Source organism: Rathayibacter iranicus NCPPB 2253 = VKM Ac-1602 (assembly GCF_003149025.1).
Classification (GTDB): domain Bacteria; phylum Actinomycetota; class Actinomycetes; order Actinomycetales; family Microbacteriaceae; genus Rathayibacter; species Rathayibacter iranicus.
The window spans coordinates 19,171-44,260 of sequence record NZ_QGDV01000006.1 but is presented as its reverse complement, the minus strand read 5'-3'; the positions used below and the strand labels follow the sequence as shown (position 1 = coordinate 44,260).

The following is a 25,090-nucleotide window of genomic DNA, read 5'->3' as shown; positions in this document are numbered from 1 at the left end:
GATCACCGACGGCGTGCGCAGCCCGTGAGGTGATTGTCGACGACCCCCGTGGCCTGCATCAGCGCGTAGGCCGTGGTCGGCCCGACGAAGCGGAATCCCTCCTGTTTAAGAGCCCGGGCGAGAGCGACCGAGGCGGGTGTTGTGGACGGGACATCGCCGAGGCGGACGATGTGGTCCTCCTCGCCGTCCTGGTGGAAGGACCAGACGAGACGGTCGAGCGCTCCGACGCCGTCGCGCTCGATGAGCGCGAGGGTCGCGCGCGCGTTGTCACGGGTGGCCAGGATCTTCGCGCGATTGCGAATAATTCCACTGTCGTCCATGAGCCGTTCGACATCCTGCGCATCAATCGCGGCGACCACCTTCGGATCGAAGCCAGCGAAGGCCTCGCGGAAGCGCGGCCGTTTGCGCAGGATCGTGAGCCAGGACAGCCCCGATTGGAATCCTTCGAGGCAGATCTTTTCGAGAAGCGGCCGATCGCCGTGCAGTGGAGTGCCCCACTCTTCGTCGTGATAACGGATGTACTCCGGGTCCGTGCCACTCCAGGCGCAACGCACGATCCCGTCCTCGCCGAGGCGTAGGCCGTCGACGGAACTCATCGGTGCGCAATTCCCTCATGATCGAGCAGCCACGCCTTGGTCGTGATGCCCTCACCTGCGCTAAAGCCGGTGATGCGGCCGTCGCCGGCGAGCACTCGGTGGCAGCCGATGATGATCGGCACCGGATTCGCGCCCACTGCTCCGCCGATCGGGCGGCCCGAGTGCTGGCGGCCGGTCGCTGCGCCGAGTTCGCCGTAGGAGGTGATCTCGCCGAAGCCGAGCCTTTGAAGCTGGTGCCAGATCTCGAGCTGGAAGGGTGTTCCCTGCAACGCCACCGGAAGGTCGAAGGAGCGTCGCACCCCGCCGAAATACTCACCCAACTGTTCGATCGCCCGGTCCAGCACCGAGAGCCGCGACTCCGGGAGGTGTTCGTGCGGGAGCCGACCGGCTTGCTCGATGAAGAGCGAGACGATCGACTCGCCATCACTGCCGACCTCGATGCGGCCGAGCGGGCTGGAGGCACGTTGCACCTGGAGTGGAGTGGTTCTCATGCGTCGAGAGTAACGGCGGCGCCGCGGCCTGACCGATGGAAATCGGACTCTGGTGGAGAGAGTGCCGAATTCTTACCTGTGGAGGGACGATTAGCCGTTGAGGACGGCCACTGCGGCGTTGAGGGTTGCGGCAAAGAGTACCCAGGCGAGATAGGGCACGAGCAGTGCGGCAGCCGGCCTGGAGTGCCGCGCAAAGGCCACCAGCGTGAGGAACACGAGCACGTCGAGGGCCACGATGACCACGAGGCCGATCCAGAGCGCCGACGGGCCGATCAAGGGATAGGCGCCGAAGAAAATCGGCGTCCACAAACAGTTCACGACGAGCTGCGCGACGTAGAGCGCAAGGGCCCGACCCGCGCCCCGCTCATCACGTCGTCGCCAGACAAGCCAGGCGGCGACGGACATCAGGGTGTAGAGAACTGTCCAGACGGGCCCGAATAACACGTTCGGGGGAGACCAGGGAGCCTTCTCGGCAGTGGCGTACCAGCCGTCGACGTTGGAGAGGGTGGACACTGTGCCGAATCCCGCGACCGCGAAGGAGATCGCGAGGAAGGCGATGAGGACCAGGCCAGATGTGAGGCTGCTCGTCCTGTCCTTCGACCTCAGGGGTGTGGTCTGGTGGCTCATGAACGCTCCTGTCGTCGTCTCTCGACGGTACGCGGCGGCGCGACCGCTCCCCAGGAGTTGCTTCACGACAACCGGTGGGTTAGCTCCCTCCACAACCGGCGAATAGGGCACTTTCTCCGACGACCGCGTCACCGCTTTCGCACGGGCCTCTTCTTCCTGGGCAGGATCGGCACATGACTCCATCACTGCTGCGCTCCTCGTCTCCGTTCGCCCACTTCCGCACTGGCCTGCCGTTTCGGTCAGGCGATCCCTGTGTGTCGTCGGTCGTCCTCCTCTCGGAGGAGAAACGCGTCCTCTGCACTCGTCTCGCAGCGCTCGGGCGGTTCGACTACGTTGACTGGAGGCCGTCGGCTTTCCGCCCTGGCATCGAACCGGAGGATGTGTGCGGGCGCCGGACTGCTTCCTCTGAGAGGCAGGGACGCTTTTCTTCTGGGCCGTCGGATCCGCGGGCGGCGCAGCGGAGGGGCGGTGAAGCGAGCGACACCCTCGAGGGCGGAGCGACGCTGCTGGTTCCCGAGGTCGATCGCGAGGAGTCCCTTGCGGTTGCCGCCGCGGTGGACCGACTCCTCGACCGGCATCCGCGAGCCGAGCTGCCGAAGGCGATCCTCGCGGGCGTGGACGACTTGGTTCGACGCGCCGTCGAGGGGCCGACGGGGCCGGTGCAGACAGCGAGCTCGGCCGCTCTCATCGTCGCGGTTCAGCGCGGCGCAGGAGCCGATCGAGTGCTGCTCCTGAGCCGCGCCGCAAGCCCTCGTTTCTCGCGGGCCGAACCCTCACTGGTCGAACTGCTCGCTCGTACGGCGGCACTCGCGCCGGAGACAGAGCGTGCCGCCGTGCTTGTTGTGCTCGCCCGCCTACTCGCGGGGGACGGACGCGCCGACGAGGCACGGAGGCTCGCGCACGACGCAGTGCGATTGGACCCGCACCATGTCGGCGCTCGGCGCCTCGCCGCTGCCCTTGGCGGGAATCTCCCGGAGACGCAAGCGGTTCGAGCCCTACCGCCCCGTTACGCCGCATGATCGGCGGCCCTCCCCAGTGCCTACAAGCGCGTCCATGCCTCGGTGAGAACGCTCCGCAGGATCTGCTCGATCTCATCGAACTCGTTCTGCCCGATGGTCAATGGAGGAGCGAGTTGCACCACCGGGTCTCCACGGTCATCCGCCCGGCAGTACAGGCCCGCGTCGAACAGCGCCTTCGAAAGGAAGCCCCGCAACAGCCGCTCAGACTCGTCTTCGTCGAAGGTTTCCTTCGTCACCTTGTCTTTGACGAGTTCAATTCCGAAAAAGTAGCCGGCGCCGCGTACGTCGCCCACGATCGGCAGGTCGAGGAGCTTCTCGAGCGTGGAGCGGAAGCGAGGCGAATTCTCTCGCACCCTCTCGTTGAGACCTTCCTCTTCGAAAAGGTCGAGGTTCTCGAGGGCGACCGCAGCCGAGACGGGGTGCCCGCCGAAGGTGTACCCGTGCGGGAAGACGACCTGACCGTGGCGGAAGGGCTCGTAGATCCGATCGCTGACGATGGTCGCGCCTATGGGGGAGTAGCCGCTCGTCATGCCTTTGGCGCAGGTGATCATGTCTGGCACGTAGCCGTACTCGTCGCAGGCGAACATATGCCCGATGCGCCCGAAAGCGCAGATGACCTCGTCCGAGACGAGGAGCACATCGTGCTTGTCGCAGATGTCGCGCACTCTTTGGAAATAGCCGGGCGGAGGCGGAAAGCAACCGCCGGAATTCTGTACCGGCTCGAGGAATACGGCAGCGACAGTGTCGGGGCCCTCGAACTCGATCATTTCCTCGATGCGGTTCGCCGCCCAGAGTCCGAAGGCCTCGAGGTCGTCGGCGTGCTCGGGCGCGCGGTAGAAATTCGTATTCGGCACCCGGAACCCCCCGGGGACGATCGGCTCGAACATCGACTTCATGCCGGGGATGCCGGTAATAGCGAGCGCGCCCTGCGGGGTGCCGTGGTAGGCGACAGAGCGGGAGATCACTTTGTGCTTAGTTGGCTTGCCCTGCAACTTCCAGTAATGCTTGGCGAGCTTGAACGCCGTCTCGACGGCCTCTCCTCCTCCGGTCGAGAAGAAGACGCGGTTCAGGTCGCCGGGAGCGTGATGAGCGAGGCGGTCGGCCAGCTCGATGGCCGAGGGTGTGGCGTACGACCAGAGCGGGAAAAAGGAGAGCTCGGAGGCTTGCTTCGCTGCTGCCTCCGCCAGACGTTTGCGTCCGTGGCCCGCATTCACGACGAAGAGGCCGGAGAGCCCGTCGATGTACTTCCGGCCAGTGCTGTCCCAAATATGGTGACCCTCGCCGCGGGTGATGATTGGCACTCCCGCACCGGAGTCCATTGTGGACTGCCGGGTGAAGTGCATCCAGAGATGGTCTCGTGCCTTCTTTTGCAGCGAGGTGTCGTCGATCCCGCTCGGTGCATCGGCACCGCGGATGGGCTCGCCCGACGCAAGGCCGGAAGTCGAGAAGGCTGTCTCGGTGGTCATCGGTTACCGCGTTCCCCAGTTATAGAACTGCTTGTGGAGCTTGAGATAGACGAACGTCTCGGTCGAGAGGATGCCCGGGAGCGAGCGAATCTCCTCGTTGAGCAGGGCGATCAGGTCGTCGTCGTTCTCGCAGACGACCTCGGCGAGGATGTCAAAGGAGCCGGCCGTCAGCACGACATAGTCGACCGCAGGCATCGACGCGAGCCGGTCGGCAACGTCGCGGGTGTCTCCCGTGACTCGCACCCCGATCATCGCCTGACGATAAAAGCCGAGCTGCATCGGATCGGTCACCGCGACGATTTGCATGACACCCGACTCCGTGAGCTTTTGGACCCGCTGCCGAACGGCCGCCTCGCTCAATCCGACCGCTTTTCCGATCTCGGCGTACGAGCGCCGACCGTCGGCCTGCAGCTGCTCGATGATCGCCTTCGAGACCTCGTCGAGCTGAGCCGGGCGCTGAGAGGAAGGGCGGGAAGGCGTCATGTGGTGATTCTGGCAGTCGTCAGAGGGTCGGGCAAGTGAATCCGCACGAAAGGACCGCTCCGGATGTTGGAATCGGCTGTCGCGGACCCGTCAATGCGAGTGCCGTTCTGCACTGTCATACCCGCTTCACTTCGCGACGACGGGCACGAACCAGCCGATACGATCAGGAGCAGGCGAGGACCCGGGGCGCCTGGGTGAGAGCGAGGAGACGCGATGACGCAGATCGGCCGCAGCCGAGCGTCCATCACCGTCCCCGTCTCGGCCTGGACCTCGGACGCCCCCTCAGCGGAGGTGACTCTCGGCTGGGCAGCCCGAACCGAGACAGGGTTCGTCCGCAGCGCCAACGAGGACAGTTACCTGGCCAAAAGCCCCCTCTTCGCGGTCGCCGACGGGATGGGCGGGCACGCGGCCGGCGAGGTCGCGAGCGAGGCTGTCGTTTCACGACTCTCGACGGCGGCACTCGGGGCAACGGTCGGGGCGGAGGAGATCGACCGCGCATTGCGCGAAGCGGTCGGCGACATCGCCCGGCAGTCACACACGGCGGATGGCGGCACCGGGACAACCGTCACTGGAATCGCGCTCACCGTCGTGGGAGGCGAACCCTACTGGTCCGTCTTCAATATCGGCGATTCGCGGGTCTACCTCAGCTTCTCCGGAGCGCTGGTCCAGCTCACGGTCGACCACTCGATCGTCCAGGAACTCGTCGACGCCGGCCTGATCACTCGGGACGAGGCCGACGTGCATCCGCACAGCAATGTCATCACCCGAGCGGTCGGATTCCACGAGGCGCCGATTCCCGACTACCGGCTCGTCCCCGTGCTCGCCGGCTCACGGCTCCTCGTCTGCTCGGATGGACTGACGAAAGAGCTCACCGACAATGGGCTCGGGCACCTCCTCGCTGTCGGTGGCTCGGCTCAAGAGACGGCGGACGCGCTCGTCGACGCGGCGCTCGAGAACGGAGGTCGCGACAACATCACGGTGATCGTCGTCGATGTGCTCGCGGTAAGCGGCGACGAGGACCCCGACTCGACGGTATGAGAGGGCTCGGTAGGAGCCGCACGCGCCCACTTCACGATGTCGGTTCGCGTCGGGAGAGGCGCCCCCGGCAGTCGGCTGCACCGCGCTGGGTACGATGGGGAGAGGAAGGGCGTTCTCGGTGATCTGCAGTACGTGTGGCTCCACCCTCGCTCCCGGAGCAATCCTCTGCGGCGAGTGCGGAGCATCGGTGGCCGCGCATGCGGCTCACGGCGCCTCGCGCCCGGCCTCCTCCGGGGACACCACCGTCCTCGACCCCTCCCGTCGAGCCTGGCTGCCGGGTCTCGCGCCGGGCCGTCACCGCACGCCGGCACCGGGAGCCCCGATCGCTCCGCCGTCGGAGGGCCTCGCACGCCTGAGCTTCGCCACGGGTCAGCGCGCCGTCGTCACGGGCAGCGGGCTCATCGGGCGCGAGCCGCTGCCGGATCCGAACGAGACGTTCCGCCACATCCTCTCCGTTCCCGACCCGTCGCGGTCACTGTCCAAGACGCACCTGGAGTTCGGCTTCGACGAGGTCGGGCTCTGGGTGCGCGATCGCTGGTCCGCGAACGGCTCGGTGCTCGTCGCGCCGACCCAGGCGCCCCTCCCGCTTGAGGCAGGCCGCCGCTACCGTGCGAAAATCGGCAGCCGCCTCCTCCTGGCCTCGATCGAGATGGCGGTCGACCGGGTCGACGACTCCGCCGACCGTTCCGGACGTTCGCCAACCGGACGCTGAGCCCGCGTCCCATCACTCGGGCCTCGTAGGCCCGGCTCCCTTCTGTTCGAAGTGGCCGAATCGACCGTCATCGCATCCACTGAACACGGATTCCGTGACGATTATGTTTCTGGATGACTGTTTTCCTCCGTTTGCCGTGACAGGCGGACGAACGCTGTGCCAGTATTTCCCCACGTTCACGCCGGTGGGCACGAGCACCGACGCAGTCAGGAGTTCCCGCCATGACCCGTCCCCTCCCGAGAGATCCCGTCCTCCGCGACGCTATCGCCGTCGCCCGCTCGCACGAGCGTGGGCGCCGGGGGGTCCTGTCGCGGCGAGCGGTCCTCGGAGGCGTCGGGCTTGGCGTCGGTGCACTGGCCCTGTCCGCGTGTGCGCCGATGACTCGGGCCGCTCCGACCGCGGCCGCCGATCGCTCTGCGACGGATCCGCGTCTCGTCTGGGACAACTGGCCCGCCTACATGGACGAGGACGACGACGGGAACTACCCCTCTCTGAGGAGCTTTGAGGAGCAGAGCGGCATCTCGGTGACCTATAACGTCGCTGTCGATGACAACAACTCCTACTACGGCAAGGTCAAGGACCAGCTCGCGCTCGGACAATACATCGGCTCCGACACTGTCTGCCTCACAGAGTGGATGGTCTCGCGCCTCGTCCGTCGTGGCTACGTCCAGGAACTCGATCACGCGAATATCCCGAACATCGCCAATCTCACCCCCTCGCTCGCGAATCCCGATTTCGATCCGGGCCGCACGATGTCCCTCCCGTACCAGGCCGGATTTTCGGGCATCTGCTGGAACAGGGAGAGGCTGCCGAACGGGATCGCCAGCATCGAGGACCTGTGGGATCCATCGCTGCGCGGTCGAGTCGGCGTCCTGAGCGAGATGCGTGACACTATCGGGCTGATCATGCTGGCGCAGGGCACAGATATCGCCGGGCCATGGGGCGATGACGAGTTCATGACCGCGATCGACGTCTTCCGCGAGCAGGTCGATGCCGGCCAGATTCGCACGATCAAGGGCAATGCCTACCTCAACGACCTACAAAACGAAGACACCCTTGCGGCTATCTGCTGGTCGGGCGACATCACGCTCATCAACGCGGAGGCGGGCGACAAATGGGAGTTTGCCTTTCCCGATTCGGGCGGCACGCTCTGGAACGACACCTTCGTCGTGCCGATGGGCTCGCAGCGCAAGGCCAATGCGGAGGCACTGATGAACTATTACTACGAGCCCGAGGTCGCCGCCGAGGTCGCCGCCTGGGTCAACTACGTCACGCCTGTCGACGGAGCGAAGGACGTGATGGCGAGTATCGATCCGGAGCTCGCCGAGAACCAGCTCATTTTTCCCGACGAGGAAACTCTCGCGCAGACGCGCGTCTTCCGGACCCTGACGGCTGCGGAGGAGAAGGAGTACCAGGCCGAGTTTCAGAAGGTGCTTCTGGGTATCTAATGGCTACCGGAACCTTCGCCGAGAGCGGCGCCGACCTGCAACTGGTCGGGATCAGCAAACAGTACCCGGGCTTCACGGCCATCGACTCGCTCGATCTCACTATCCCCGCGGGCTCGTTCTTCGCTCTCCTCGGCCCCTCGGGCTGCGGCAAGACGACGACACTCCGCCTGATCGCTGGGCTGGAAGCGCCCTCGGCCGGGCGGATTCTTGTGGGTGGCCGCGACGTCACCGCGACCAAGACCTATCAGCGTCCCCTCAACACGGTCTTCCAGTCGTACGCGCTGTTTCCGCACATGTCGATCCTCGAGAACGTCGCTTTCGGGTTGAAGCGGCGCAGGATCGCCGACCCGGTCGGCAAGGCACACGAGGCCCTCCGACTGGTCGAGCTCGATCACCTGGCCCAGCGCCGGCCAGCCCAACTCTCGGGCGGACAGCAGCAGCGGGTTGCTCTCGCCCGCGCCCTGGTCAATCGTCCGGCGCTCCTTCTGCTCGATGAGCCGCTGGGAGCCCTCGATCTCAAGCTGCGCCGGCAGATGCAGCTCGAGCTCACGTCGATCCAGGAGGAGGTCGGGCTCACCTTCCTGCATGTCACCCACGACCAGGAGGAGGCCATGACGATGGCCGACACCGTTGCGGTGATGAACAAGGGCCGTATCGAGCAGATGGGCGCCCCCGAAGCGCTGTATGAGCTGCCACGCACGGCCTTCGTAGCCAACTTCCTCGGGCAGTCGAACCTCTTTACTGGCGAGGTCGTCAGCGTCACCGATCACGCGCTTACCGTCGCCGCGGGCGGCCATCGCATCATCGTTCCGACCGCGCGCTGCGCCCGCACGAGTGGCGAGATCACGGTCGGTGTGCGTCCCGAGAAGCTCCTGCTTCTCACCGAGGAGCCGCCGGCGAGCTCGGACCGCAACGTCCTCGGCCCCGGCCGGGTGACCGGCGTCTCCTTCAGCGGAGTCAGCACGCAGTACACCATTCAGATCCCGGCGCTCGGGCCCGTGGTCGTCTTCGCGCAGAACATGGTCTTCGGACCGGTCGTCTCGGAGGGTGCCGAGGTGTGGGTGGGCTTCAGCACCGAGCACGGCTTCGGTCTCGCTGACGAACCGGGGACGGTGTCGCGCTTCGAGGCCGACGACTCGACCAGCGCGATCGCGCTCCAGCGCCGGGGCCTGTTCGCCGGCCGTCGGGCGGGGGCGTAGGCGTGGCCTTCGCTGCCTTCGCCTCCGGAACGGCACCGGCGCCGATTACTTCCATCCGCAGGCGTTCCACGGTCGCCCTCGTCCTGTTGTTGCCGGGCATTGCGTACATGCTGCTGTTCTTCCTGGCTCCGCTGATCTCGCTCGTGCTGACCTCATTCCAGGTTGAGATGTCGGACGGCGATATCGGCGAGTACGCGCCCGGCTTCGCTTGGCAGAACTACCTGGTCGTGATGGCCGACTATTGGCCGCACGCGGTGCGCTCCTTCGGCTATGCGCTGAGTGCAACAGTTCTCGCGCTGCTCATCAGCTATCCGCTGGCGTATGTCATCGGGGTGAAGGCCCGGCCGTGGCCGCTCCTGCAGAATCTGCTGCTCACGCTGGTCATTGCCCCGTTTTTCATCAGCTTCCTGCTGCGCACGTTGGCTTGGAAGCAGATCCTTGCCGACGAGAGCCCGCTGGTGCAGGCGCTCAAGACGGTGTCCCTTCTGCCCGGCGACGGTCATCTCACCGGGACGCCGATCGCAGTGGTATTCGGCATCACTTACAACTTCATTCCCTTCATGACCCTGCCGCTCTACACGACGCTCGAGCGGTTGGACGTGCGCTTGCTCGAGGCCGGCTCGGACCTCTACGCCCATCCGATTTCGGTGTTCTGGAGCGTGACGGTTCCGCTCTCGATGCCGGGTATCGTCTCGGGGACACTGCTCACCTTCATTCCCGCCGCCGGTGACTACATCAATGCGAGCCGCGACTTCCTCGGGTCGTCACAGACCTCAATGCTGGGCAACGCAATCGAGGCCAACTTTCTCACGCTCGAGAACTACCCGGCTGCCGCCGCCCTCTCGATCGTCTTGATGGCCGTGATCCTGGTTATCGTCGGCTTCTACGTGAAGCGCAGTGGAACGGAGGACCTCCTGTGACCGCTACCGCCGACCGTCCGGTTGCGAGCGCCCAGGAAGCGCTCGGCGCACCCGCTCCATCTCCCGGGACCAGGCCTCGGCGCTTTCCGGGACTGGGCCTCGGTGTCTACACGGTGCTGGCGCTGATTTTCCTGCTGATTCCTATTGGCTACACGGTCGCCTTCTCGTTCAATGACTCGGGCAAGAGCAATCTCGCCTGGCGCGGCTTCACCTTCGATAAGTGGGTGTCAGCCTGGACTAGCGAGGAGGTGATGACGGCCTTCGGCACCAGCCTGCTCGTCGGCGTGATCGCGACTGTGCTCGCCACGGCGTTGGGCACGATGATCGCCATCGCCTTGGTGCGGTTTCGCTTCCGGTTCCGCTCGGCGATCAGCCTGCTGCTGTTTCTTCCGATGGCGACGCCGGAGGTGGTGCTCGGCGCGGGTCTGGCCGCGCAGTTCCTCACCGTGGGAGCGGAGAAGGGACTCGTCACGATCGTGCTGGCGCACACGATGTTCTGCATCAGCTTCGTCGTGGTGACGGTGAAAGCGCGGGTGGCGAGTCTGGATCCGGCGCTCGAGGAGGCGGGCCGCGACCTCTATGCGTCGCCTGCCCAGGTGTTCTGGCGGATCACCTTTCCGCTGCTGCTGCCGGGCATTTTCGCCGCGGCGCTACTCTCGTTCGCGCTGAGCTTCGATGATTTCATCATCACGAACTTCACGTCCGGATCCGTCACCACGTTTCCGAAGTACGTCTACATCGCCGCGGCGCGTGGCATCCCAGCGGAGGCCAATGTGATCGCGTCGGCGGTGTTCATGCTGGCGATCGTCGTCGTCGTGCTGACGCAGGTGGCCTCGGCGTCGCGGGCGAGGCGCCTCGCGCGGAATCGGGAGGGCTAGACGTAGGAGGCGCGGATCGCACCGACCGGGCGCCCGCCGCCCATGACGACCGGATCGAGGCGCACGAGGACGTCGTTGGCGGCGGCGCGATCGACGATCTCGGCCTCGACGAGGAGCTTGAGCGCCACGACCGTCGCCGCACGCAGGCTCCCGTCGAGCATCTTCAACGCGACGGTCGTGCCGTCGGGTGCGGCCATGACCAGCACGCCCTCGGCGCCGAGCTTGGCGACGAGACCGAGTCGCTCAATGACGACCGTGTTGTCGCGGCCCGGACCGTCGATGGCCCAAGCGTTCTCGAGGATCGCGGTCGTCAGCACGCCGGCATGCCGGTACAGGCCAAACGGCGAGGCGGGGGAGGAGGAGACGATTCGCGAGATCCCCTTCGCAAGTGCCGTCAGCGGGAGAGCATGCACCGGGGCGCCGCAGCCGTCGATCCCGCTGGCAACGACGCGCTCGCCGATTAGCCGCTCAATCGTGTCGACGATGTGCTGCTGCAGCGGATGCGTTCTCTCGAGGTAGTCCTCGGTGCTCCAGCCGTTCTGCACGCACGCGAGCAGCATCGCTGCGTGCTTGCCAGAGCAGTTCATGTAGAGCGGGTTCGGGGTCGCGCCTGCGCGAAGGAGCTGAGCCCGGGTCGCGGAGTCGCCAGGCCAGTCGGCTGGGCACTGCAACGCTGTGTGGTCGAGGCCGGCGCGCATCAACAAGTTCTGCACCAGGGCCACCTGCTGCGGGATGCCGGCATGGCACGCGGTGGCGATGACCGCCTCCGACCCGCTCAGCTCGACGCCCGCGGTCATCACCGCGAGGGCCTGGAAGGGCTTGAGGCAGGAGCGCGGGAAAACTGGTGCAGTCGGGGTGCCAAGGCTGCGGGCGACGCGTCCGTCGGCGTCGAGGAGTACGGCCGACCCTGCGTGTCGGGACTCGATGAAGCCGGAGCGCTCGACGACCGCTAGCTCGACGGACTCGGCAACGGTGAAGGTTCCTGCGGACATCCCTCCATCTTGCCCGACGCGCCGCCCCTCCCGATCCGCCCCGTCGGCCACCGCGAGAGGGCCAGACCTGGGTTCGTGCGGGACGGACGAAAGACGAAGTGGCTAGAGGGTGGCGAAAGCCTCGGCGATGACCGAGAGGGCGTCATCGAGCAGGTCATCGGTGAGGACAAGGCTCGGCAAAAACCGGACGACGTTGCCGTAGGTGCCGGCGCTCAGCACGAGGACGCCGTGCTGAGCGGCGTAGTCGATGATCGCCTGGACGGCAGCGGTGTTGGGCTCCTTGGTCGAGCCGGCGGTGCCGGGCTGGACGAGTTCGATCGCCATCATGGCGCCGATCCCGCGAACGTCGCCGATGATCTCGTACCGCTCCTGCAGTCGGTGCAGGGCCGCTCCGAGGCGGGCACCGATCCGGTCGGCCTCGGCGAGCAGGCCCTCACGCTCGATGCGTTCGAAGACTGCGACGGCGGCCGCAGCGGCAACGGGGTTGCCACCGAAGGTGCCGCCGAGCCCGCCGGCCTGAGCGGAGTCCATGATCTCGGCTCGGCCGGTGACGCCCGCGAGCGGGAGGCCACCCGCGATGCCCTTGGCGGAGAGGACGAGGTCGGGAACCAACCCGAGGTGCTCGCTGGCGAACCAGGCGCCGGTTCGGGCCATGCCCGACTGGATTTCATCGGCGACGAAGACGATGCCGTTCGCCGTACACCACTCCTGCAACGCGGGGAGGAAACCCTGCGCGGGGACCATGAAGCCGCCCTCGCCCTGAATCGGCTCGACAACAAGGCAGGCCAGAGCGGAGGCGCCGACGGTTTTCTCGAGGTAGGAGATCGCGCGGTCGGCGGCCTCGGCTCCCGAGAGGCCGTCGTGGTAGGGGTACGAACTCGGCGCGCGGTGCACATCGCTGGCGAACGGGCCGAAGCCCAGGCCGTAGGGGAGGGCCTTGAAGTTCATCGCCATGGTGAGGTTGGTGCGGCCGTGGTAGGCGTGGTCGAGGACCGCCACTCCGGGGCGGCCGGTGTACTTGCGGGCGATCTTAACGGCGTTCTCGACGGCCTCGGCACCGGAGTTGACCAGCACGGTCTTTTTGGCGAAGTCGCCCGGAGTGTGCTTGGCGAGGAGCTCTGCCACGCGGATGTACGGCTCGTAGGGAGTGACCGTGAAGAGAGTGTGGGTGAGTCGCCCGAGCTGCTCGGTGGCGGCGGCGACGACCGAGTCGTCGGTGTGGCCGATCGTCGTCACACCGATGCCGGCGCCAAGGTCGATGAAGCGGTTGCCGTCGACATCGACAAGGATCGCGCCGTGCGCGCGGTCGATATAGACGGGGAGCGCGGTGCCGACTCCGGTGGGGACGACGGCGAGGCGACGCTCGTGCAGGGCCCGGGATCGCGGTCCGGGGATCTCAGTCGTGACCAGCCGCTCTTGGGGGACTGCGGGCGTGGGAAGCTGGGGGGCGAGCGTGTCCGTCATGGTCCTCGGAGTCTAGCCGCGGGGGGTCAGCCGCCCAGAGGTCCAGACCGGCTCGACCGGCCTGATCCATCGCCTTCGAGAAGGAGCCACGATGAAGTCCGAGCACGAGTATGCGGTGTCCGTCGTGTGGGAGGGGAACCGCGGGACAGGAACGAGCGGCTACCGCGAGTATGGGCGCCAACTCGTGGTCTCGGCGGGGGCGCCTACGCCGATCCTCGGCTCGGCCGATGTGCCTTTTCGCGGCGACGCGGACCGCTGGAATCCGGAGCAGCTGCTCCTCGCGGCACTCGCGCAGTGCCACCTCCTCTCGTACCTCCACGTTGCCGTGAAGAACGCAGTGGTCGTGACCGGGTACACCGACGACGCGATCGGCCGCATGGTGCAGCAGGGCGAAGGTGGCCGCTTCACGTCGGTGACGCTGCGGCCCCGCGTCACGGTAGCGGACGAGTCGATGCTCGCCCTCGCGCAGACGTTGCATGCGGAAGCCTCGCGACTGTGCTTCATCGCCAACTCGGTGAACTTTCCCGTGGCGCACGAGCCTGAGGCGTTCGCACGCTGACCCTCAGCGGCGTTCGTGCGGAAATGCTCGGCGGATGCGTTCGGCCGTCGTGGTCGGCGGCGACTCGTTGTAGGCGCCCGCGAGTTCCTGCTCCGAGAGCGCGTGGATGGCGCCCATCACCTCGTCAGTGGCGCGGCGCCTGGCGCGGCCGGAGTCGGCGGAGCCATGCGATGAGAGATCCAGCGGCGCACCGAAGCGCACGGTAATCCGGTGCAGACGGGGGACACGCGTGCCGACCGGCTGTAGCTCCTGTGTGCCGATCAGGCCGACCGGCACGACGGGTGCGCCGGTCGTCAGGGCCAGCCACGCGACTCCCGTTCGCCCCTTGTAGAGGCGCCCGTCGCGCGAGCGCGTGCCCTCTGGATAGACGGCGAACGCCTCGTCGCGTTCCAGGATCGCGCGGCCGAGGTCGAGCGCCTCCTGCGCGGCCTGCCCGGCGCCACGCTCGACTGCCACCGCGCCGACCGCTGTGAAGAAGGCGCGCGAGAAGGCTCCGCGTGCGCCCGTGCCCGTGAAGTACTCCGACTTCGCCAGGAACTGCACTGGCCTTGGTGCGAGAAGAGTGAGCACGGGGGAGTCGATGAACGAGAGGTGGTTGCTCGCGAGGATCACGCGGCCCGAGGCCGGGACGTTCTCGCGTCCCTCCACGACGGGCCGGTAGATCAGACGACCCACGCCGCCGATGCTGAGGCGCGCGAGACGCGCGGAGAGGCCGATCCCCGGGGGAGTCGGCCTCTCATCGTCGCCATTGATCCGCATTTCGACGAAGATACCGGCGCGTTCATGCCGCACCGGCTATGGCTCAACCGAACTGAGCGAGCGCTTCCTCGATCACGCTCGCGGCGTCGTCGAGGAGTTCCTCGCTGATGACGACGCTCGGCATGATCCGCAGCACGCTGTCCCAGCTGCCCGCGTCGAGCACGATTACGCCATTCGTCGTGGCGTGCTTCAGGATCGCGGTCAGCGCCTCCGGATACTGCCTCGTCGTGCCGGGATGGACGAGTTCGACGCCCCACATGGCGCCCTTGCCGCGCACCTCGCCCACGACGGCGAAACGTTCGGCCCAGTTGCCGATCCGCGCCTGGAGCAGGCGCTCGACGCGCTGCGCCTCCTCGAGGAGGCCCTCGGATTCGATGGCCTCGAAGGTCGCGAGCGCCGCCGCGGTCGAGACAGGGTTGCCGCCGAAGGTGCCGCCGATGCCGCCGGGCTGCACGGCATCCATGATCTCGGCGCGGCCGGTGACAGCCGCGAGCGGGAAACCGCCGGCGATGCCCTTGGCGGTCGTGATGAGGTCGGGGACGACTCCGTGGTGCTCGATCGAGTACCAGGTGCCGGTGCGGGCGATACCGGCCTGGATCTCGTCGGCGACGAAGACGATGCCATTCTCAGTGCAGAACTCGGAGAGGCGACGGAAGTAGCCCGGCGCCGGGATGATGATGCCACCGTCGCCCTGGATCGGTTCGACGAACAGCGCCGCGAGTTCCTGCGCACCGATGTGGGTAGTGATGTAGTCGATGGTGCGCTCGGCCGCCTCCTCGCCCGTCATCCCCTGCGGGTCGCGGAAGGGATAGCTGGTTGGGACGCTGTAGATCTCGCCCGGGAAAGGGCCCATGCCGGCGCGCTCGGGCCAGGGGCGGTAGGTCATCGCCATCGTGAGGTTGGTGCGGCCGTGGAAGGCGTGGTCGAGCGTCGCCACCGCGCGGCGGCCAGTGTATTTCCGGGCAATTTTGACAGCGTTCTCGACCGCCTCGGCACCGGAGTTCACCAGGATCGAATGCTTGTCGAAGTCACCGGGAGTGATCTCGGCGAGCTTCTCGGCGACCCTCACGTAGTTCTCGTAGGGAGTCACCGTGAAGAGGGTGTGCGTCAGCTTCTCGGCCTGCGCGGCCGCGGCGGCGGCGACCGCGGGGTGCGCGTGGCCGATGGTGGTCACTCCGATGCCGCAGCCGAGGTCGATCAGGCGGTTGCCGTCGACGTCGACCAGGACGGCGCCCGAGGCATGGTCCATGTAGATGTTCGCGAGCGTCCCTGCGCCGCGGGAGACGCTAGCGACGCGGCGCTCCTGCAGGGCGATGGAGCGCGGGCCGGGGAGCTCAGTGACGAGCTCTCGGGACTGGGGGACCGAGAAATCACGCATGCCCCCGATGGTAGGCGAACCGGGCCTGAGCAGGCGCGCTCGGCGTCCAGCACCCCCCGAGGCGCGTCCGCCAGGATGGGTTCATCCCCCGAACACTCTCGGCCGCTGCCGGTCAGGAAAGGTGCCCCTGTGCGCAGAACTCTCGCGATCCTCGCCGTCCTCGGCGCCTCCCTCAGCCTCGGGGCGTGCACCGCTGCAGCACCGGACGCAGCGGCCACCGCCTCTTCCGCTCCGCTCGACTGCGCCAGCGCGGGTGACGCGACTGCCGCGGTGCAGACCAGCGGCGAGTTCGCCTCGAAGCCGGTCACCGTCTTTCCGAGTCCGCTGACCGTCGAGGCGACCGAGCGCTCGGTCGCGATCGAGGGCAGTGGAGACGAGGTCGCGGAGGGCGACACGGTGCTCGTCGACTACACGCTGTACAACGGGACGAGCGGCTCCGAGTTCTCGGCCAGCAGCTACGCCTCGGGTGGGCGCGCGGCCTTCAAGGTCGACACCGACCAGTACCTCGCCGGGCTGGTCAAGGCCGTGAACTGCGCGACCGTCGGCTCCCGCGTGATCGCCGTCGTGCCGCCGTCCGACGCATTCGGCGACGCCGGGCAGAGCCAATTCGGCATCACCGCCGCCGATTCGATCGTCATGGTCATCGACGTCGAGCGGATCGTCCCCACTGCGGCGGACGGCGAGCCTCAGACTCCCCTTGACGGGCTGCCGACGGTGGCGCTCGCTGAGGATGGCGCTCCGACCGTCACCATTCCGGCGTCCGACCCGCCCGCCGACCTCCAGCTCGCGGTCCTCAAGAAGGGCTCAGGGGCGACCGTCGCCGACGGCGACCAGCTGATCGTGCAGTACCAGGGCGTGGTCTGGGGCACCGGTACGGTCTTCGACCAGAGCTGGGGCAAGCCTGCTCCCGCATCGCTTGGCACCGGCGGGGTAATCGAGGGTTTCAAAGAGGCAGTGGTCGGCCAGACCGTCGGCTCTCAGGTGCTCGTGACCATCCCACCGGCGAAGGGCTACGGCGACGCCGGCAATCAGAAAGCCGGGATCAGCGGCACCGACACCCTCGTGTTCGTGATCGATATCCTCGCGGTGACCTGACCCCGGAAGTGCCCGTCCACCGTGCCAGTATGAGCAAATGCGCAGGGTCATCATCCTCGGTTCGACCGGGTCCATCGGCACGCAGGCCCTCGACGTCATCGGGGCCCATCGTGAGCGGTTCGACGTGGTCGGACTGGCGGCCGGCTCCAACCGTGCTGTGGTCGCCGAGCAGGCGGCGACATTCGGAGTCGAGCACACCGCGTTCGGGGTCGAGGAGGCGGAGCAGCTGATTCGCTCCGTCGAGGCGGACGTGGTGCTGAACGGCATCACCGGCTCGGTCGGCCTCGGCCCCACGCTCGCCGCCCTCGAGGAGGGACGGACGCTCGCGCTCGCGAACAAGGAGTCGCTGATCGTCGGCGGCGAGCTGGTCACCTCACTCGCCGCGCCCGGGCAGATCGTGCCCGTCGACTCCGAGCACTCCGCTCTCGCGCAGGCGCTGCTGGCCGGCGAACACCGCGAGGTACGGCGTCTCGTGCTCACCGCCTCCGGAGGACCGTTCCGCGGGCGCGATCGCGCCTCCCTCCGCGACGTCACCCCTGCGCAGGCCCTCGCTCACCCGACCTGGGACATGGGTCTGGTCGTCACCACGAACTCGTCGACGCTCGTGAACAAGGGTCTCGAGGTGGTCGAGGCGCACCTGCTCTTCGACGTGCCCTACGAGCGGATCGACGTGACCGTGCACCCGCAGTCGGTGATCCATTCGATGGTCGAGTACGTCGATGGGTCGACCATCGCGCAGGCATCGCCGCCGGACATGCGGCTCCCGATCTCGCTCGGCCTCGACTGGCCGCACCGGGTCGCCGAAGTCGGGGTGCCGCTGGACTGGACCCGCTCGCACGCCTGGACCTTCGAGCCGCTTGACGAGCAGACGTTCCCCTCCGTTCGTCTCGCGAAACGCGTCGGTGTTGCGGGCGGGTCCTACCCGGCCGTTTTCAATGCCGCCAACGAGCAGGCGGTGCAGGCGTTCCACGGTGGCCGGATCGGCTTTCTCGACATCCTCGCGACCGTGGAGGCGGTGGTTGACGCGCACAGCGCTGAGGGTGCGCTGACTCGGGAGTCGCTGGCCGCGGCGGAGGAATGGGCACGGCGCGCGGCGGACGCGTGGATCGCGAGGGCGTGAGCGGCCGACGCATCGTCAGCTGAGACGTGGTCTTCTCCGCCCGCATGGATGGAAGAAGACTCTTAGCCGACAACGCGCGCGACTCATCGCGATTGTGCAGGCGCACTCCAGCGTGGATGGCCAGGCCCGGCCTACAGTGTGTCGGTGGAATCCGTACTGCTCTTCGTCCTCGGCGTCGTCATCATCGCCGTTGGGGTCGCCCTCTCGATCGCGCTGCACGAGGTCGGACACCTCGTTCCGGCCAAGCTCTTCGGAGTCAAGGTCACCCAGTACATGATCGGCTTCGGCCCGACGCTTTTTTCTCGGCGCCGGGGTGAGACGGAGTACGGGGTGAAGGCGATCCCGCTCGGCGGTTACATCGCGATGATCGGGATGTATCCGCCCAAGCACCCGGGGGACCCCGTCACGGAGTCGCCCGTCGGCATCTTCCAGGGGATCGGCTACGAATCGACGCAGAAGCGTGAGGCGAAGCGACTCTCGATGATCGATGAGGCGCGGGCTGCGAGCGCCGAGACCATCGGCGAGGGCGAGGACCACCGCGCCTTTTACCGCCTCCCGGTTTGGAAGCGGGTGATCGTGATGATCGGCGGACCGGTCATGAACCTCGTGATCGCGACGGCCCTCTTCGCAGTGCTGCTCTGTGGCATCGGTATTCCGCAGAGCACGAGCACACTCGCCGCCGTCTCGCAGTGCGTGGTCCCGGAGTCGCAGCGAGCCACCGCGACCTGCACCGCCGACGATCCGCTCGCCCCGGGCGCCGCGGCCGGTCTACTTCCTGGCGATACGATCACCGCGATCGACGGGACGCAGGTCAGCACCTGGAGCGACCTCACGCCGATCATCCAGCGCTCTGCGGGCGTGCCGCTGAGCGTCGACGTGGAGCGCGACGGTTCCCCGCTGACGCTGAGGATCACCCCGGCTGAGAATCAGGTCGCGGTGACGGATGCCGCCGGTGCTGCCGTGACCGATGCCTCGGGTGCGGTCCAGACGCAGACCGTCGGCTTCATCGGGATCTCGCCCACGTCGGCCCTCGCGCAGCAGCCGCTCACGGCGGTGCCCGGGACGGTCTGGCAGAACATCACGAGCGTCGCCCATGTCATCCTCAACCTGCCGCAGCGGTTGATCGACGTCGCTCAGGCCGCGTTTGGCACCGAAGCCCGCGACGCCAACGGCCCGATCAGCATGGTGGGCGTCGGGCGCATCGCGGGTGAGATCGCCGCCTCCGACCAGCTGCCGATCGTGTCGAAAGTGCAGACCATGGTCGGCGTCCTCGCGTCGCTGAACGTGGCGCTGCTGGTTTTCAACCTGGTGCCGCTGCTGCCGATGGACGGTGGCCACATCGCCGGCGCCCTCTGGGAGGGGCTTCGCCGCCGGATCGCGAAGCTCTTCGGCCGCCGTGACCCCGGCCCCGTCGACATCGCCCGGCTGCTCCCGCTGACCTACGTGGTCGTCCTGGTTCTCGGCGGGATGAGCGTTCTGCTCATCTACGCCGACATCGTCAAACCGATCACGCTGTTCTGAGTGTTCGTGCACGCCGGTCCCTGCCCGGCGTGCCGCGGTCGGCATGGCAGGGCGGTGGCGTGGGTGGAGCGTCGGGCGTGCGGCTAGCGGGAATCGCTGACACGCGATTCCCCCGTGTGCCTCGGCCTTGGTTCTCTGCCGGCGCCTCTGGCGCGCGTCGCGGCGCGGGCGAGGGAACCCCGGATCGGCGGGGGAGCCAGAAGTTGCGGGCGCCCTGGCCGGTCGGGGTTCCCCCCGGCTGCCACGGCTGGGAAGACGCGGCGAGCGGTCGGCGTGTCTCGTGGCGCGCGTACGATGGGGCGCGTGCCAGCAGTGAATCTGGGTCTTCCCAAGGTCCCCATGACCCTTGCCCCCCGCCGCAAGTCCCGCCAGATCAAGGTCGGCAAGGTGCTTGTGGGCGGTGACGCGCAGGTCAGCGTCCAGTCGATGTGCACCACTCCGACGACGAACATCAACGCGACGCTCCAGCAGATCGCCGAGCTGACCGCCTCCGGTTGCGACATCGTTCGCGTGGCGGTGCCGAGCCGGGATGACGCGGAGGCATTGCCGATCATCGCGAAGAAGAGCCAGATCCCGGTCATCGCCGATATTCACTTCCAGCCGAACTACGTATATGCGGCCATCGACGCGGGCTGCGCTGCCGTCCGCGTGAATCCCGGCAACATTCGGAAGTTCGACGACCAGGTCGGCAAGATCGCCGCTGCCGCAAAGGCCGCGGGAGTCTCGATCCGTATTGGCGTCAATGCCGGCTCGCTGGAGCCGAGCATTCTCCAGAAGTACGGCAAGCCGACCCCCGAGGCACTTGTCGAGAGCGCCGTCTGGGAGGCCAGCCTCTTCGAGGAACACGACTTCCACGACTTCAAGATCTCGGTCAAGCACAACGACCCGGTCGTGATGGTGAAGGCCTACCGTCAGCTCGCCGAGCGCGGTGACTGGCCGCTGCACCTCGGCGTCACCGAGGCGGGCCCGGAGTTCCAGGGCACCATCAAGTCGGCGACGGCATTCGGCATTCTGCTCGGCGAGGGGATCGGTGACACCATTCGCGTGTCCCTGTCGGCTCCGCCGGCGCAGGAGGTCAAAGTCGGCCTGCAGATTCTGCAGTCGCTCAACCTCCGCGAGCGCAAGCTCGAGATCGTTTCGTGCCCGAGTTGCGGGCGTGCCCAGGTCGATGTGTACACGCTCGCGAATGATGTCACTGCGGGCCTCGAGGGCATGAGCGTCCCCTTGCGCGTCGCGGTCATGGGCTGCGTCGTGAACGGTCCGGGCGAGGCCCGCGAGGCCGACCTCGGTGTCGCCTCGGGCAACGGCAAGGGCCAGATCTTCGTCAAGGGCGAGGTCATTAAGACCGTGCCCGAGGCCGAGATCGTGCAGACGCTGATCGAGGAGGCCAACCGGTTGGCCGCCGAGATGCCGCCGGAGGAGACGTCGACCGGTGCGCCGGTCGTGACTGTCGGCGCGAACTGAGTCGGGGGCGGATCACGATGGTCCGCCCCGCATTGCGTCTCGCCCTCGGCGTGGTGGCGGTGACCCTCCTCGCCTCCGGAGTCGCCGCGCTGCGCACCGGGCCCTCGTCGCAGGCCGGTGAGTGCGTCGAGAGCCGCACTCCAGCGAACCCCTTCGGCTGCGATCGCTGGGTCCTGACCGCGGCGTCGGGGGAGACCCCCTACACAGCCTGGGTCGAGGACGCGCGTGTACGCCTGCGCTCGGAGCGGGTCGGTGGCACACCCACCCTCGTGGTCGGCACCGACTGCCTCGTTGTCCGCGCGACGTACCAGATCGACGGCAGAACTCTCGCGCCGGGTGCCGAGGTGACCGGCTTCGACAGCTGCTCCGACGCTCCCAGCCCCGCTGCCATCCGCCTGCGCGCGCTGCTGCCCGGGCCGATGAGCGTCGGAGGCACAGCGGACGACATCCTGCTCGAGGGTACGGGTGGGGCGCTCGTCTTCTCGCGCATTCCGCAGTGAGAGCCGCAGAACGCTCTCGCGGGCCGGGAGAGGACTGCCGATAGGATCGTCCTTTGTGGTCACCCGTCTCTCGCATCTGTTCGTCCGCACGCTCCGGGAGGACCCGGCCGAGGCGGAGGTCGCGAGCCACCGCCTCCTTGTGCGCGCCGGCTATATCCGTCGCCAGGCGCCGGGCGTCTTCGCCTGGCTGCCGCTGGGCCTCAGGGTGAAGCGCCGCATCGAGCGGATCATCCACGAGGAGATGGAGGCGGCTGGCGCCCAGGAGGTGCACTTCCCCGCGCTCCTGCCGCGAGAGCCCTACGAGCTGTCGGGTCGCTGGACCGAGTACGGCGACGGCGTGTTCCGCCTCAAGGACCGCAAGGACGCGGATTACCTGCTCGCGCCGACTCACGAGGAGTTCTTCACGCTGCTCGTGAAAGACCTCTACTCGTCGTACAAGGACCTACCCCTGTCGATCTACCAGATCCAGGACAAGTACCGCGATGAGGCCCGCCCCCGTGCTGGCCTCCTGCGTGGACGCGAGTTCACGATGAAGGACGCGTACTCGTTCGACGCCACCGATGCTGGGCTCGACGCGAGCTACCAGCGCCAGCGCGACGCATACGAGCGGATCTTCGCTCGCCTCGGACTCGAGTACGTCATCGTCCAGGCTGACGCGGGGGCGATGGGCGGTTCGCGCAGCGAGGAATTCCTGCACCCCACCCCGGTCGGTGAGGACACCTTCGTCCGCTCGGCCGGCGGCTATGCGGCGAACGTGGAGGCCTATCGCACTCCTGTGCCCGCAGCAGTACCGATCGAGGGGCAGCCGGAGGCGCGGGTGTTCGATTCGCCCAATACTCCGACCATCCAGACGCTCGTCGATCTCGCGAACGAGATGCAGCCTCGCCCTGATGGTCGCGCCTGGACTGCCGCCGACACCCTCAAGAACGTCGTACTCGCGCTCACCACGCTCGACGGCAGCCGCGCACTCGTGATCGTCGGTCTCCCCGGTGACCGCGACGTCGATCTCAAGCGCGCCGAGGTCGCCTTCGCTCCGGCCCTGGTCGAGGCGGCGTCGGAGGAGGATTTCGCGAAGCATCCCGGACTGGTCAAGGGCTACATCGGCCCGTGGTCCGCCGACGGCGCGGTGCTGGGCGAAGACTCGGTCACCCGCATCCGTTATCTGCTCGACCCGCGAGTGGTCGACGGCACTGCCTGGATCACCGGCGCGAACGTCTCGGGGCAGCACGTCCTGGACCTCGTGGCGGGCCGCGACTTTGCAGGCGACGGCACCGTCGAGGTCGCCGACGTGCGCACCGGGGACGAGGCGCCCGACGGCTCCGGGCCGATCGAGACCGCCCGAGGCATGGAGATCGGCCACGTCTTTCAGCTTGGCCGCAAGTACGCCGACGTCCTGGGCCTGAAGGTGCTCGACGAGAACGGCAAGCTCGTCACCGTCACGATGGGCTCCTACGGCATCGGAGTGACCCGCATCCTGGCGGTCATCGCCGAGAGCACCCACGACGAGCGCGGCCTGCTCTGGCCTGCGAACATCGCTCCCTTCGACGTGCATGTGATCGCGACCGGCAAGGATGTGGCGGCCCTCGAACTCGCGGAGTCGGTCGGCGTCGCGCTGGAGACGGCGGGTCGTGACGTTCTGATCGACGACCGTCCCAAGGTGTCGCCGGGCGTGAAGTTCGGTGACGCGGAGCTGATCGGCGTCCCGGTCATCGTCATCGCCGGACGCGGGGTGGCCGACGGCGTCGTTGAACTGTGGGATCGCCGCTCGGGAGAGCGCGAGCAACTCCCCGTCGCCGAGGCGCTCGCTCGCCTCGGCGCGTGAGCCGGCCCCCTCGGGCACCCGGCTCGTCGGGTAAGCTCAATGGTCCCGACGCCCGGACCGCGTGCATCAGCAGCGTCTGAGTCGGAGACGGACTTCGACGTGGTCGCGACTCGCGACGCCAAGTGAATAGAGAGAAAGGCCCGCCGTGGACATCGACCTGAGCGTTCTGCGCCTCATGGAGCGCGAGCGCGAGATCCCCTTCGAGGAACTCGTGCAGATCATCGAGCAGGCGATCCTTACCGCCTACCTCAAGCACATCGGCCAGGGGGATGACGCCGACACGTCGACCGCGGTCGATCCCCGAGTGCACCTCGACCGCAAGACCGGCCACGTATCCGTCTTCGTGCCCGAGCTCGACGACGAGGGCGCCGTGATCGGCGAGGCCGAGGACTCCCCGCGCGATTTCGGCCGCATCGCCGCCTTTGCCGCGAAACAGGTCATCAACCAGCGCCTGCGCGATATCGCCGACGAACATGTCCTCGGCGAATTCAAGGGGCGTGAGGGCGACATCGTCGCCGGCGTCATCCAGCAGGGCCCTAACCCGCGGATGATCCACGTTGACCTCGGCTCCATCGAGGCGATTCTCTCGCCCGAGGAGCAGGTTCCCGGCGAGGACTACAGCCACGGCCGCCGGATTCGCGTCTACGTGACGAGCGTCGGCCGCGGGGCCAAGGGTCCCTCGGTCCAGGTCTCGCGCACCCATCCGTCCCTGGTGCGCAAGCTGTTCGCGCTCGAGGTGCCCGAGATCGCCTCCGGAGTGGTCGAAATCGTGTCGCTCGCTCGCGAGGCGGGCCACCGCACCAAGATCGCGGTGCGTGCGACCGAGCCCGGCGTCAATGCCAAGGGCGCCTGCATCGGAGAGCTGGGACAGCGCGTCCGCGCGGTCACGGCTGAACTCAACAACGAGAAGATCGACATCGTCGACTACTCCTCCGACCTGCCGACCTTCGTCGCCAGTGCCCTCTCACCCGCCAAGGTGACCAGCGCATTCGTGATTGATCAGAGCCTCAAGGCGGTCCGGGCGCTCGTCCCCGACTACCAGCTTTCGCTCGCCATCGGCAAGGAGGGGCAGAATGCCCGTCTCGCCGCGAAGCTGACGGGCGCCAAGATCGATATCCAGCCGGATTCGGTGATGGACGGGGAATGATCCGGGAGCATCAGCCGGTCAGGGGAGCGCTCCCGCGGACGAGGGGGTAGGGTGGAACCCGTCAGAACGTGCGTCGGCTGCCGTCTGCGCGCCCCTCGGGCCTCACTTCTGAGGCTCATCCTCCACTCGAATGTCCTCGCGGTTGATCCGCGTGCCGTTCGGCCTGGTCGGGGAGCGTGGCTTCACGACGACGCCGATTGCTTCGAACGTGCGGTCAAGCGCCGCGCATTTGGCAGGGCGTTCCATACGCGCGAGAGCGTGGACACGAGCGAACTAGAGCAGTACATCATGCGCGTTCCGACCGGCTCGGCCCCTCATCCTGAGGAGCCGGTGCAGCGCACGATCAACCAGAGAGAACAGGCAGAACGGCCCGTGAACTGATCATGAGCGAA

The 25,090-nt window shown here is 67.4% G+C and carries 25 protein-coding genes; 16 read left to right on the top strand and 9 right to left on the bottom strand.

What is annotated here, in order from left to right; all coding sequences use genetic code 11:
• Positions 1 to 2: 2 nt before the first annotated feature.
• The 3 genes from B0H03_RS08300 to B0H03_RS08290 all read right to left on the bottom strand — a co-directional run bounded on the left by B0H03_RS08300 (position 3) and on the right by B0H03_RS08290 (position 1,714).
• Positions 3 to 596, bottom strand: a complete 594-nt coding sequence (locus B0H03_RS08300; protein WP_104264378.1) for a DNA-3-methyladenine glycosylase I — start codon at positions 594 to 596, stop codon at positions 3 to 5.
• Positions 593 to 1,087: a methylated-DNA--[protein]-cysteine S-methyltransferase gene (locus B0H03_RS08295; protein WP_104264379.1), complete on the bottom strand. Its 495-nt coding sequence runs from the start codon at positions 1,085 to 1,087 to the stop codon at positions 593 to 595. The genes B0H03_RS08300 and B0H03_RS08295 overlap by 4 nt, the downstream gene beginning before the upstream one ends.
• 90 nt (positions 1,088 to 1,177) lie before the next feature.
• A complete protein-coding gene (locus tag B0H03_RS08290) occupies positions 1,178 to 1,714 on the bottom strand; it encodes a TspO/MBR family protein (RefSeq protein ID WP_104264380.1) in 537 nt (178 codons plus the stop codon).
• Between the two features lie 173 nt (positions 1,715 to 1,887).
• On the opposite strand from B0H03_RS08290, the gene B0H03_RS08285 reads away from it, so the two are divergent.
• On the top strand, positions 1,888 to 2,733 hold the full coding sequence (locus B0H03_RS08285; protein ID WP_104264381.1) for a hypothetical protein: 846 nt from the start codon (positions 1,888 to 1,890) through the stop codon (positions 2,731 to 2,733).
• 20 nt (positions 2,734 to 2,753) lie between these two features.
• Here the strand turns inward: B0H03_RS08285 and B0H03_RS08280 are convergent, their stop codons facing one another.
• Entirely contained in the window at positions 2,754 to 4,199 is a 1,446-nt protein-coding gene (locus B0H03_RS08280) for an aspartate aminotransferase family protein (RefSeq protein ID WP_104353987.1), read from the bottom strand.
• A 3-nt stretch (positions 4,200 to 4,202) separates the two neighbouring features.
• Positions 4,203 to 4,682 carry an Lrp/AsnC family transcriptional regulator gene (locus tag B0H03_RS08275; RefSeq protein WP_104264383.1) on the bottom strand — a complete coding sequence of 160 codons (480 nt, stop codon included), beginning with the start codon at positions 4,680 to 4,682 and terminating at the stop codon, positions 4,203 to 4,205.
• Positions 4,683 to 4,895: 213 nt separating this feature from the next.
• Between B0H03_RS08275 and B0H03_RS08270 the strand changes: the two genes are divergently transcribed.
• The 6 genes from B0H03_RS08270 (at position 4,896) to B0H03_RS08245 (ending at position 10,877) form a co-directional block, all read left to right on the top strand.
• The gene (locus tag B0H03_RS08270; protein WP_104264384.1) at positions 4,896 to 5,720 is read left to right on the top strand and encodes a PP2C family protein-serine/threonine phosphatase; all 825 of its coding nucleotides are present in this window, start codon (positions 4,896 to 4,898) and stop codon (positions 5,718 to 5,720) included.
• A gap of 187 nt (positions 5,721 to 5,907) precedes the next feature.
• On the top strand, positions 5,908 to 6,432 hold the full coding sequence (locus B0H03_RS08265; protein ID WP_104264385.1) for an FHA domain-containing protein: 525 nt from the start codon (positions 5,908 to 5,910) through the stop codon (positions 6,430 to 6,432).
• A gap of 221 nt (positions 6,433 to 6,653) precedes the next feature.
• Entirely contained in the window at positions 6,654 to 7,880 is a 1,227-nt protein-coding gene (locus B0H03_RS08260) for an ABC transporter substrate-binding protein (RefSeq protein ID WP_104264386.1), read from the top strand.
• Positions 7,880 to 9,079: an ABC transporter ATP-binding protein gene (locus B0H03_RS08255; protein ID WP_104264387.1), complete on the top strand. Its 1,200-nt coding sequence runs from the start codon at positions 7,880 to 7,882 to the stop codon at positions 9,077 to 9,079. Before B0H03_RS08260 ends, B0H03_RS08255 begins: the two co-directional genes overlap by 1 nt.
• Positions 9,080 to 9,081: 2 nt before the next feature.
• Positions 9,082 to 9,999 (top strand): ABC transporter permease, encoded by a 918-nt coding sequence (locus B0H03_RS08250; RefSeq protein ID WP_104264388.1) that lies wholly within the window; start codon positions 9,082 to 9,084, stop codon positions 9,997 to 9,999.
• 92 nt (positions 10,000 to 10,091) lie between these two features.
• On the top strand, positions 10,092 to 10,877 hold the full coding sequence (locus tag B0H03_RS08245) for an ABC transporter permease (RefSeq protein WP_419956903.1): 786 nt from the start codon (positions 10,092 to 10,094) through the stop codon (positions 10,875 to 10,877).
• Here the strand turns inward: B0H03_RS08245 and B0H03_RS08240 are convergent.
• The gene (locus B0H03_RS08240) at positions 10,874 to 11,869 is read right to left on the bottom strand and encodes an asparaginase (protein ID WP_104264389.1); all 996 of its coding nucleotides are present in this window, start codon (positions 11,867 to 11,869) and stop codon (positions 10,874 to 10,876) included. The two genes, B0H03_RS08245 and B0H03_RS08240, sit on opposite strands and share 4 nt — an antisense overlap.
• A 102-nt stretch (positions 11,870 to 11,971) precedes the next feature.
• Positions 11,972 to 13,333 (bottom strand): 4-aminobutyrate--2-oxoglutarate transaminase, encoded by a 1,362-nt coding sequence (gene gabT / locus B0H03_RS08235; RefSeq protein ID WP_104264390.1) that lies wholly within the window; start codon positions 13,331 to 13,333, stop codon positions 11,972 to 11,974.
• 91 nt (positions 13,334 to 13,424) lie between these two features.
• Here gabT (B0H03_RS08235) and B0H03_RS08230 point away from each other — a divergent pair, with 91 nt between their 5' ends.
• Positions 13,425 to 13,892 (top strand): OsmC family protein, encoded by a 468-nt coding sequence (locus tag B0H03_RS08230; protein WP_104264391.1) that lies wholly within the window; start codon positions 13,425 to 13,427, stop codon positions 13,890 to 13,892.
• 3 nt (positions 13,893 to 13,895) lie between these two features.
• Here B0H03_RS08230 and B0H03_RS08225 read toward each other — a convergent pair whose 3' ends face one another.
• Both B0H03_RS08225 and gabT (B0H03_RS08220) read right to left on the bottom strand, forming a co-directional pair.
• The gene (locus B0H03_RS08225) at positions 13,896 to 14,651 is read right to left on the bottom strand and encodes a lysophospholipid acyltransferase family protein (RefSeq protein WP_104264424.1); all 756 of its coding nucleotides are present in this window, start codon (positions 14,649 to 14,651) and stop codon (positions 13,896 to 13,898) included.
• Between the two features lie 43 nt (positions 14,652 to 14,694).
• Positions 14,695 to 16,029 (bottom strand): 4-aminobutyrate--2-oxoglutarate transaminase, encoded by a 1,335-nt coding sequence (gene gabT / locus B0H03_RS08220; protein ID WP_104264392.1) that lies wholly within the window; start codon positions 16,027 to 16,029, stop codon positions 14,695 to 14,697.
• Positions 16,030 to 16,158: 129 nt separating this feature from the next.
• Between gabT (B0H03_RS08220) and B0H03_RS08215 the strand changes: the two genes are divergently transcribed.
• The 8 genes from B0H03_RS08215 (at position 16,159) to B0H03_RS08180 (ending at position 25,079) form a co-directional block, all read left to right on the top strand.
• On the top strand, positions 16,159 to 17,124 hold the full coding sequence (locus B0H03_RS08215; RefSeq protein WP_160487287.1) for an FKBP-type peptidyl-prolyl cis-trans isomerase: 966 nt from the start codon (positions 16,159 to 16,161) through the stop codon (positions 17,122 to 17,124).
• A gap of 37 nt (positions 17,125 to 17,161) precedes the next feature.
• Complete coding sequence (locus tag B0H03_RS08210) at positions 17,162 to 18,244, top strand: 1-deoxy-D-xylulose-5-phosphate reductoisomerase (protein WP_104354301.1); 1,083 nt, start codon at positions 17,162 to 17,164, stop codon at positions 18,242 to 18,244.
• Between the two features lie 144 nt (positions 18,245 to 18,388).
• Positions 18,389 to 19,765, top strand: a complete 1,377-nt coding sequence (locus B0H03_RS08205; protein WP_104264395.1) for a M50 family metallopeptidase — start codon at positions 18,389 to 18,391, stop codon at positions 19,763 to 19,765.
• A gap of 303 nt (positions 19,766 to 20,068) precedes the next feature.
• Complete coding sequence (gene ispG / locus B0H03_RS08200; RefSeq protein WP_181075040.1) at positions 20,069 to 21,229, top strand: flavodoxin-dependent (E)-4-hydroxy-3-methylbut-2-enyl-diphosphate synthase; 1,161 nt, start codon at positions 20,069 to 20,071, stop codon at positions 21,227 to 21,229.
• A gap of 17 nt (positions 21,230 to 21,246) precedes the next feature.
• Entirely contained in the window at positions 21,247 to 21,729 is a 483-nt protein-coding gene (locus B0H03_RS08195) for a hypothetical protein (protein ID WP_104264397.1), read from the top strand.
• A gap of 55 nt (positions 21,730 to 21,784) precedes the next feature.
• Complete coding sequence (locus B0H03_RS08190; RefSeq protein WP_104264398.1) at positions 21,785 to 23,551, top strand: proline--tRNA ligase; 1,767 nt, start codon at positions 21,785 to 21,787, stop codon at positions 23,549 to 23,551.
• 145 nt (positions 23,552 to 23,696) lie between these two features.
• Positions 23,697 to 24,698, top strand: coding sequence for a transcription termination factor NusA (gene nusA / locus B0H03_RS08185; RefSeq protein WP_104264399.1), 1,002 nt, complete (start codon positions 23,697 to 23,699; stop codon positions 24,696 to 24,698).
• 51 nt (positions 24,699 to 24,749) lie between these two features.
• Positions 24,750 to 25,079 carry a YlxR family protein gene (locus B0H03_RS08180; protein ID WP_104264400.1) on the top strand — a complete coding sequence of 110 codons (330 nt, stop codon included), beginning with the start codon at positions 24,750 to 24,752 and terminating at the stop codon, positions 25,077 to 25,079.
• Positions 25,080 to 25,090 lie beyond the last annotated feature (11 nt).

Excerpts from the sequence above, each read along its gene's own strand:
- B0H03_RS08300 (WP_104264378.1), bottom strand. The coding sequence starts at position 596 with ATGAGTTCCGTCGACGGCCTACGCCTCGGCGAGGACGGGATCGTGCGT.
- B0H03_RS08295 (WP_104264379.1), bottom strand. The coding sequence starts at position 1,087 with ATGAGAACCACTCCACTCCAGGTGCAACGTGCCTCCAGCCCGCTCGGC.
- B0H03_RS08290 (WP_104264380.1), bottom strand. The coding sequence starts at position 1,714 with ATGAGCCACCAGACCACACCCCTGAGGTCGAAGGACAGGACGAGCAGC.
- B0H03_RS08285 (WP_104264381.1), top strand. The coding sequence starts at position 1,888 with ATGACTCCATCACTGCTGCGCTCCTCGTCTCCGTTCGCCCACTTCCGC.
- B0H03_RS08280 (WP_104353987.1), bottom strand. The coding sequence starts at position 4,199 with ATGACCACCGAGACAGCCTTCTCGACTTCCGGCCTTGCGTCGGGCGAG.
- B0H03_RS08275 (WP_104264383.1), bottom strand. The coding sequence starts at position 4,682 with ATGACGCCTTCCCGCCCTTCCTCTCAGCGCCCGGCTCAGCTCGACGAG.
- B0H03_RS08270 (WP_104264384.1), top strand. The coding sequence starts at position 4,896 with ATGACGCAGATCGGCCGCAGCCGAGCGTCCATCACCGTCCCCGTCTCG.
- B0H03_RS08260 (WP_104264386.1), top strand. The coding sequence starts at position 6,654 with ATGACCCGTCCCCTCCCGAGAGATCCCGTCCTCCGCGACGCTATCGCC.
- B0H03_RS08255 (WP_104264387.1), top strand. The coding sequence starts at position 7,880 with ATGGCTACCGGAACCTTCGCCGAGAGCGGCGCCGACCTGCAACTGGTC.
- B0H03_RS08240 (WP_104264389.1), bottom strand. The coding sequence starts at position 11,869 with ATGTCCGCAGGAACCTTCACCGTTGCCGAGTCCGTCGAGCTAGCGGTC.
- gabT (WP_104264390.1), bottom strand. The coding sequence starts at position 13,333 with ATGACGGACACGCTCGCCCCCCAGCTTCCCACGCCCGCAGTCCCCCAA.
- B0H03_RS08230 (WP_104264391.1), top strand. The coding sequence starts at position 13,425 with ATGAAGTCCGAGCACGAGTATGCGGTGTCCGTCGTGTGGGAGGGGAAC.
- B0H03_RS08225 (WP_104264424.1), bottom strand. The coding sequence starts at position 14,651 with ATGCGGATCAATGGCGACGATGAGAGGCCGACTCCCCCGGGGATCGGC.
- gabT (WP_104264392.1), bottom strand. The coding sequence starts at position 16,029 with ATGCGTGATTTCTCGGTCCCCCAGTCCCGAGAGCTCGTCACTGAGCTC.
- B0H03_RS08210 (WP_104354301.1), top strand. The coding sequence starts at position 17,162 with ATGCGCAGGGTCATCATCCTCGGTTCGACCGGGTCCATCGGCACGCAG.
- B0H03_RS08195 (WP_104264397.1), top strand. The coding sequence starts at position 21,247 with ATGGTCCGCCCCGCATTGCGTCTCGCCCTCGGCGTGGTGGCGGTGACC.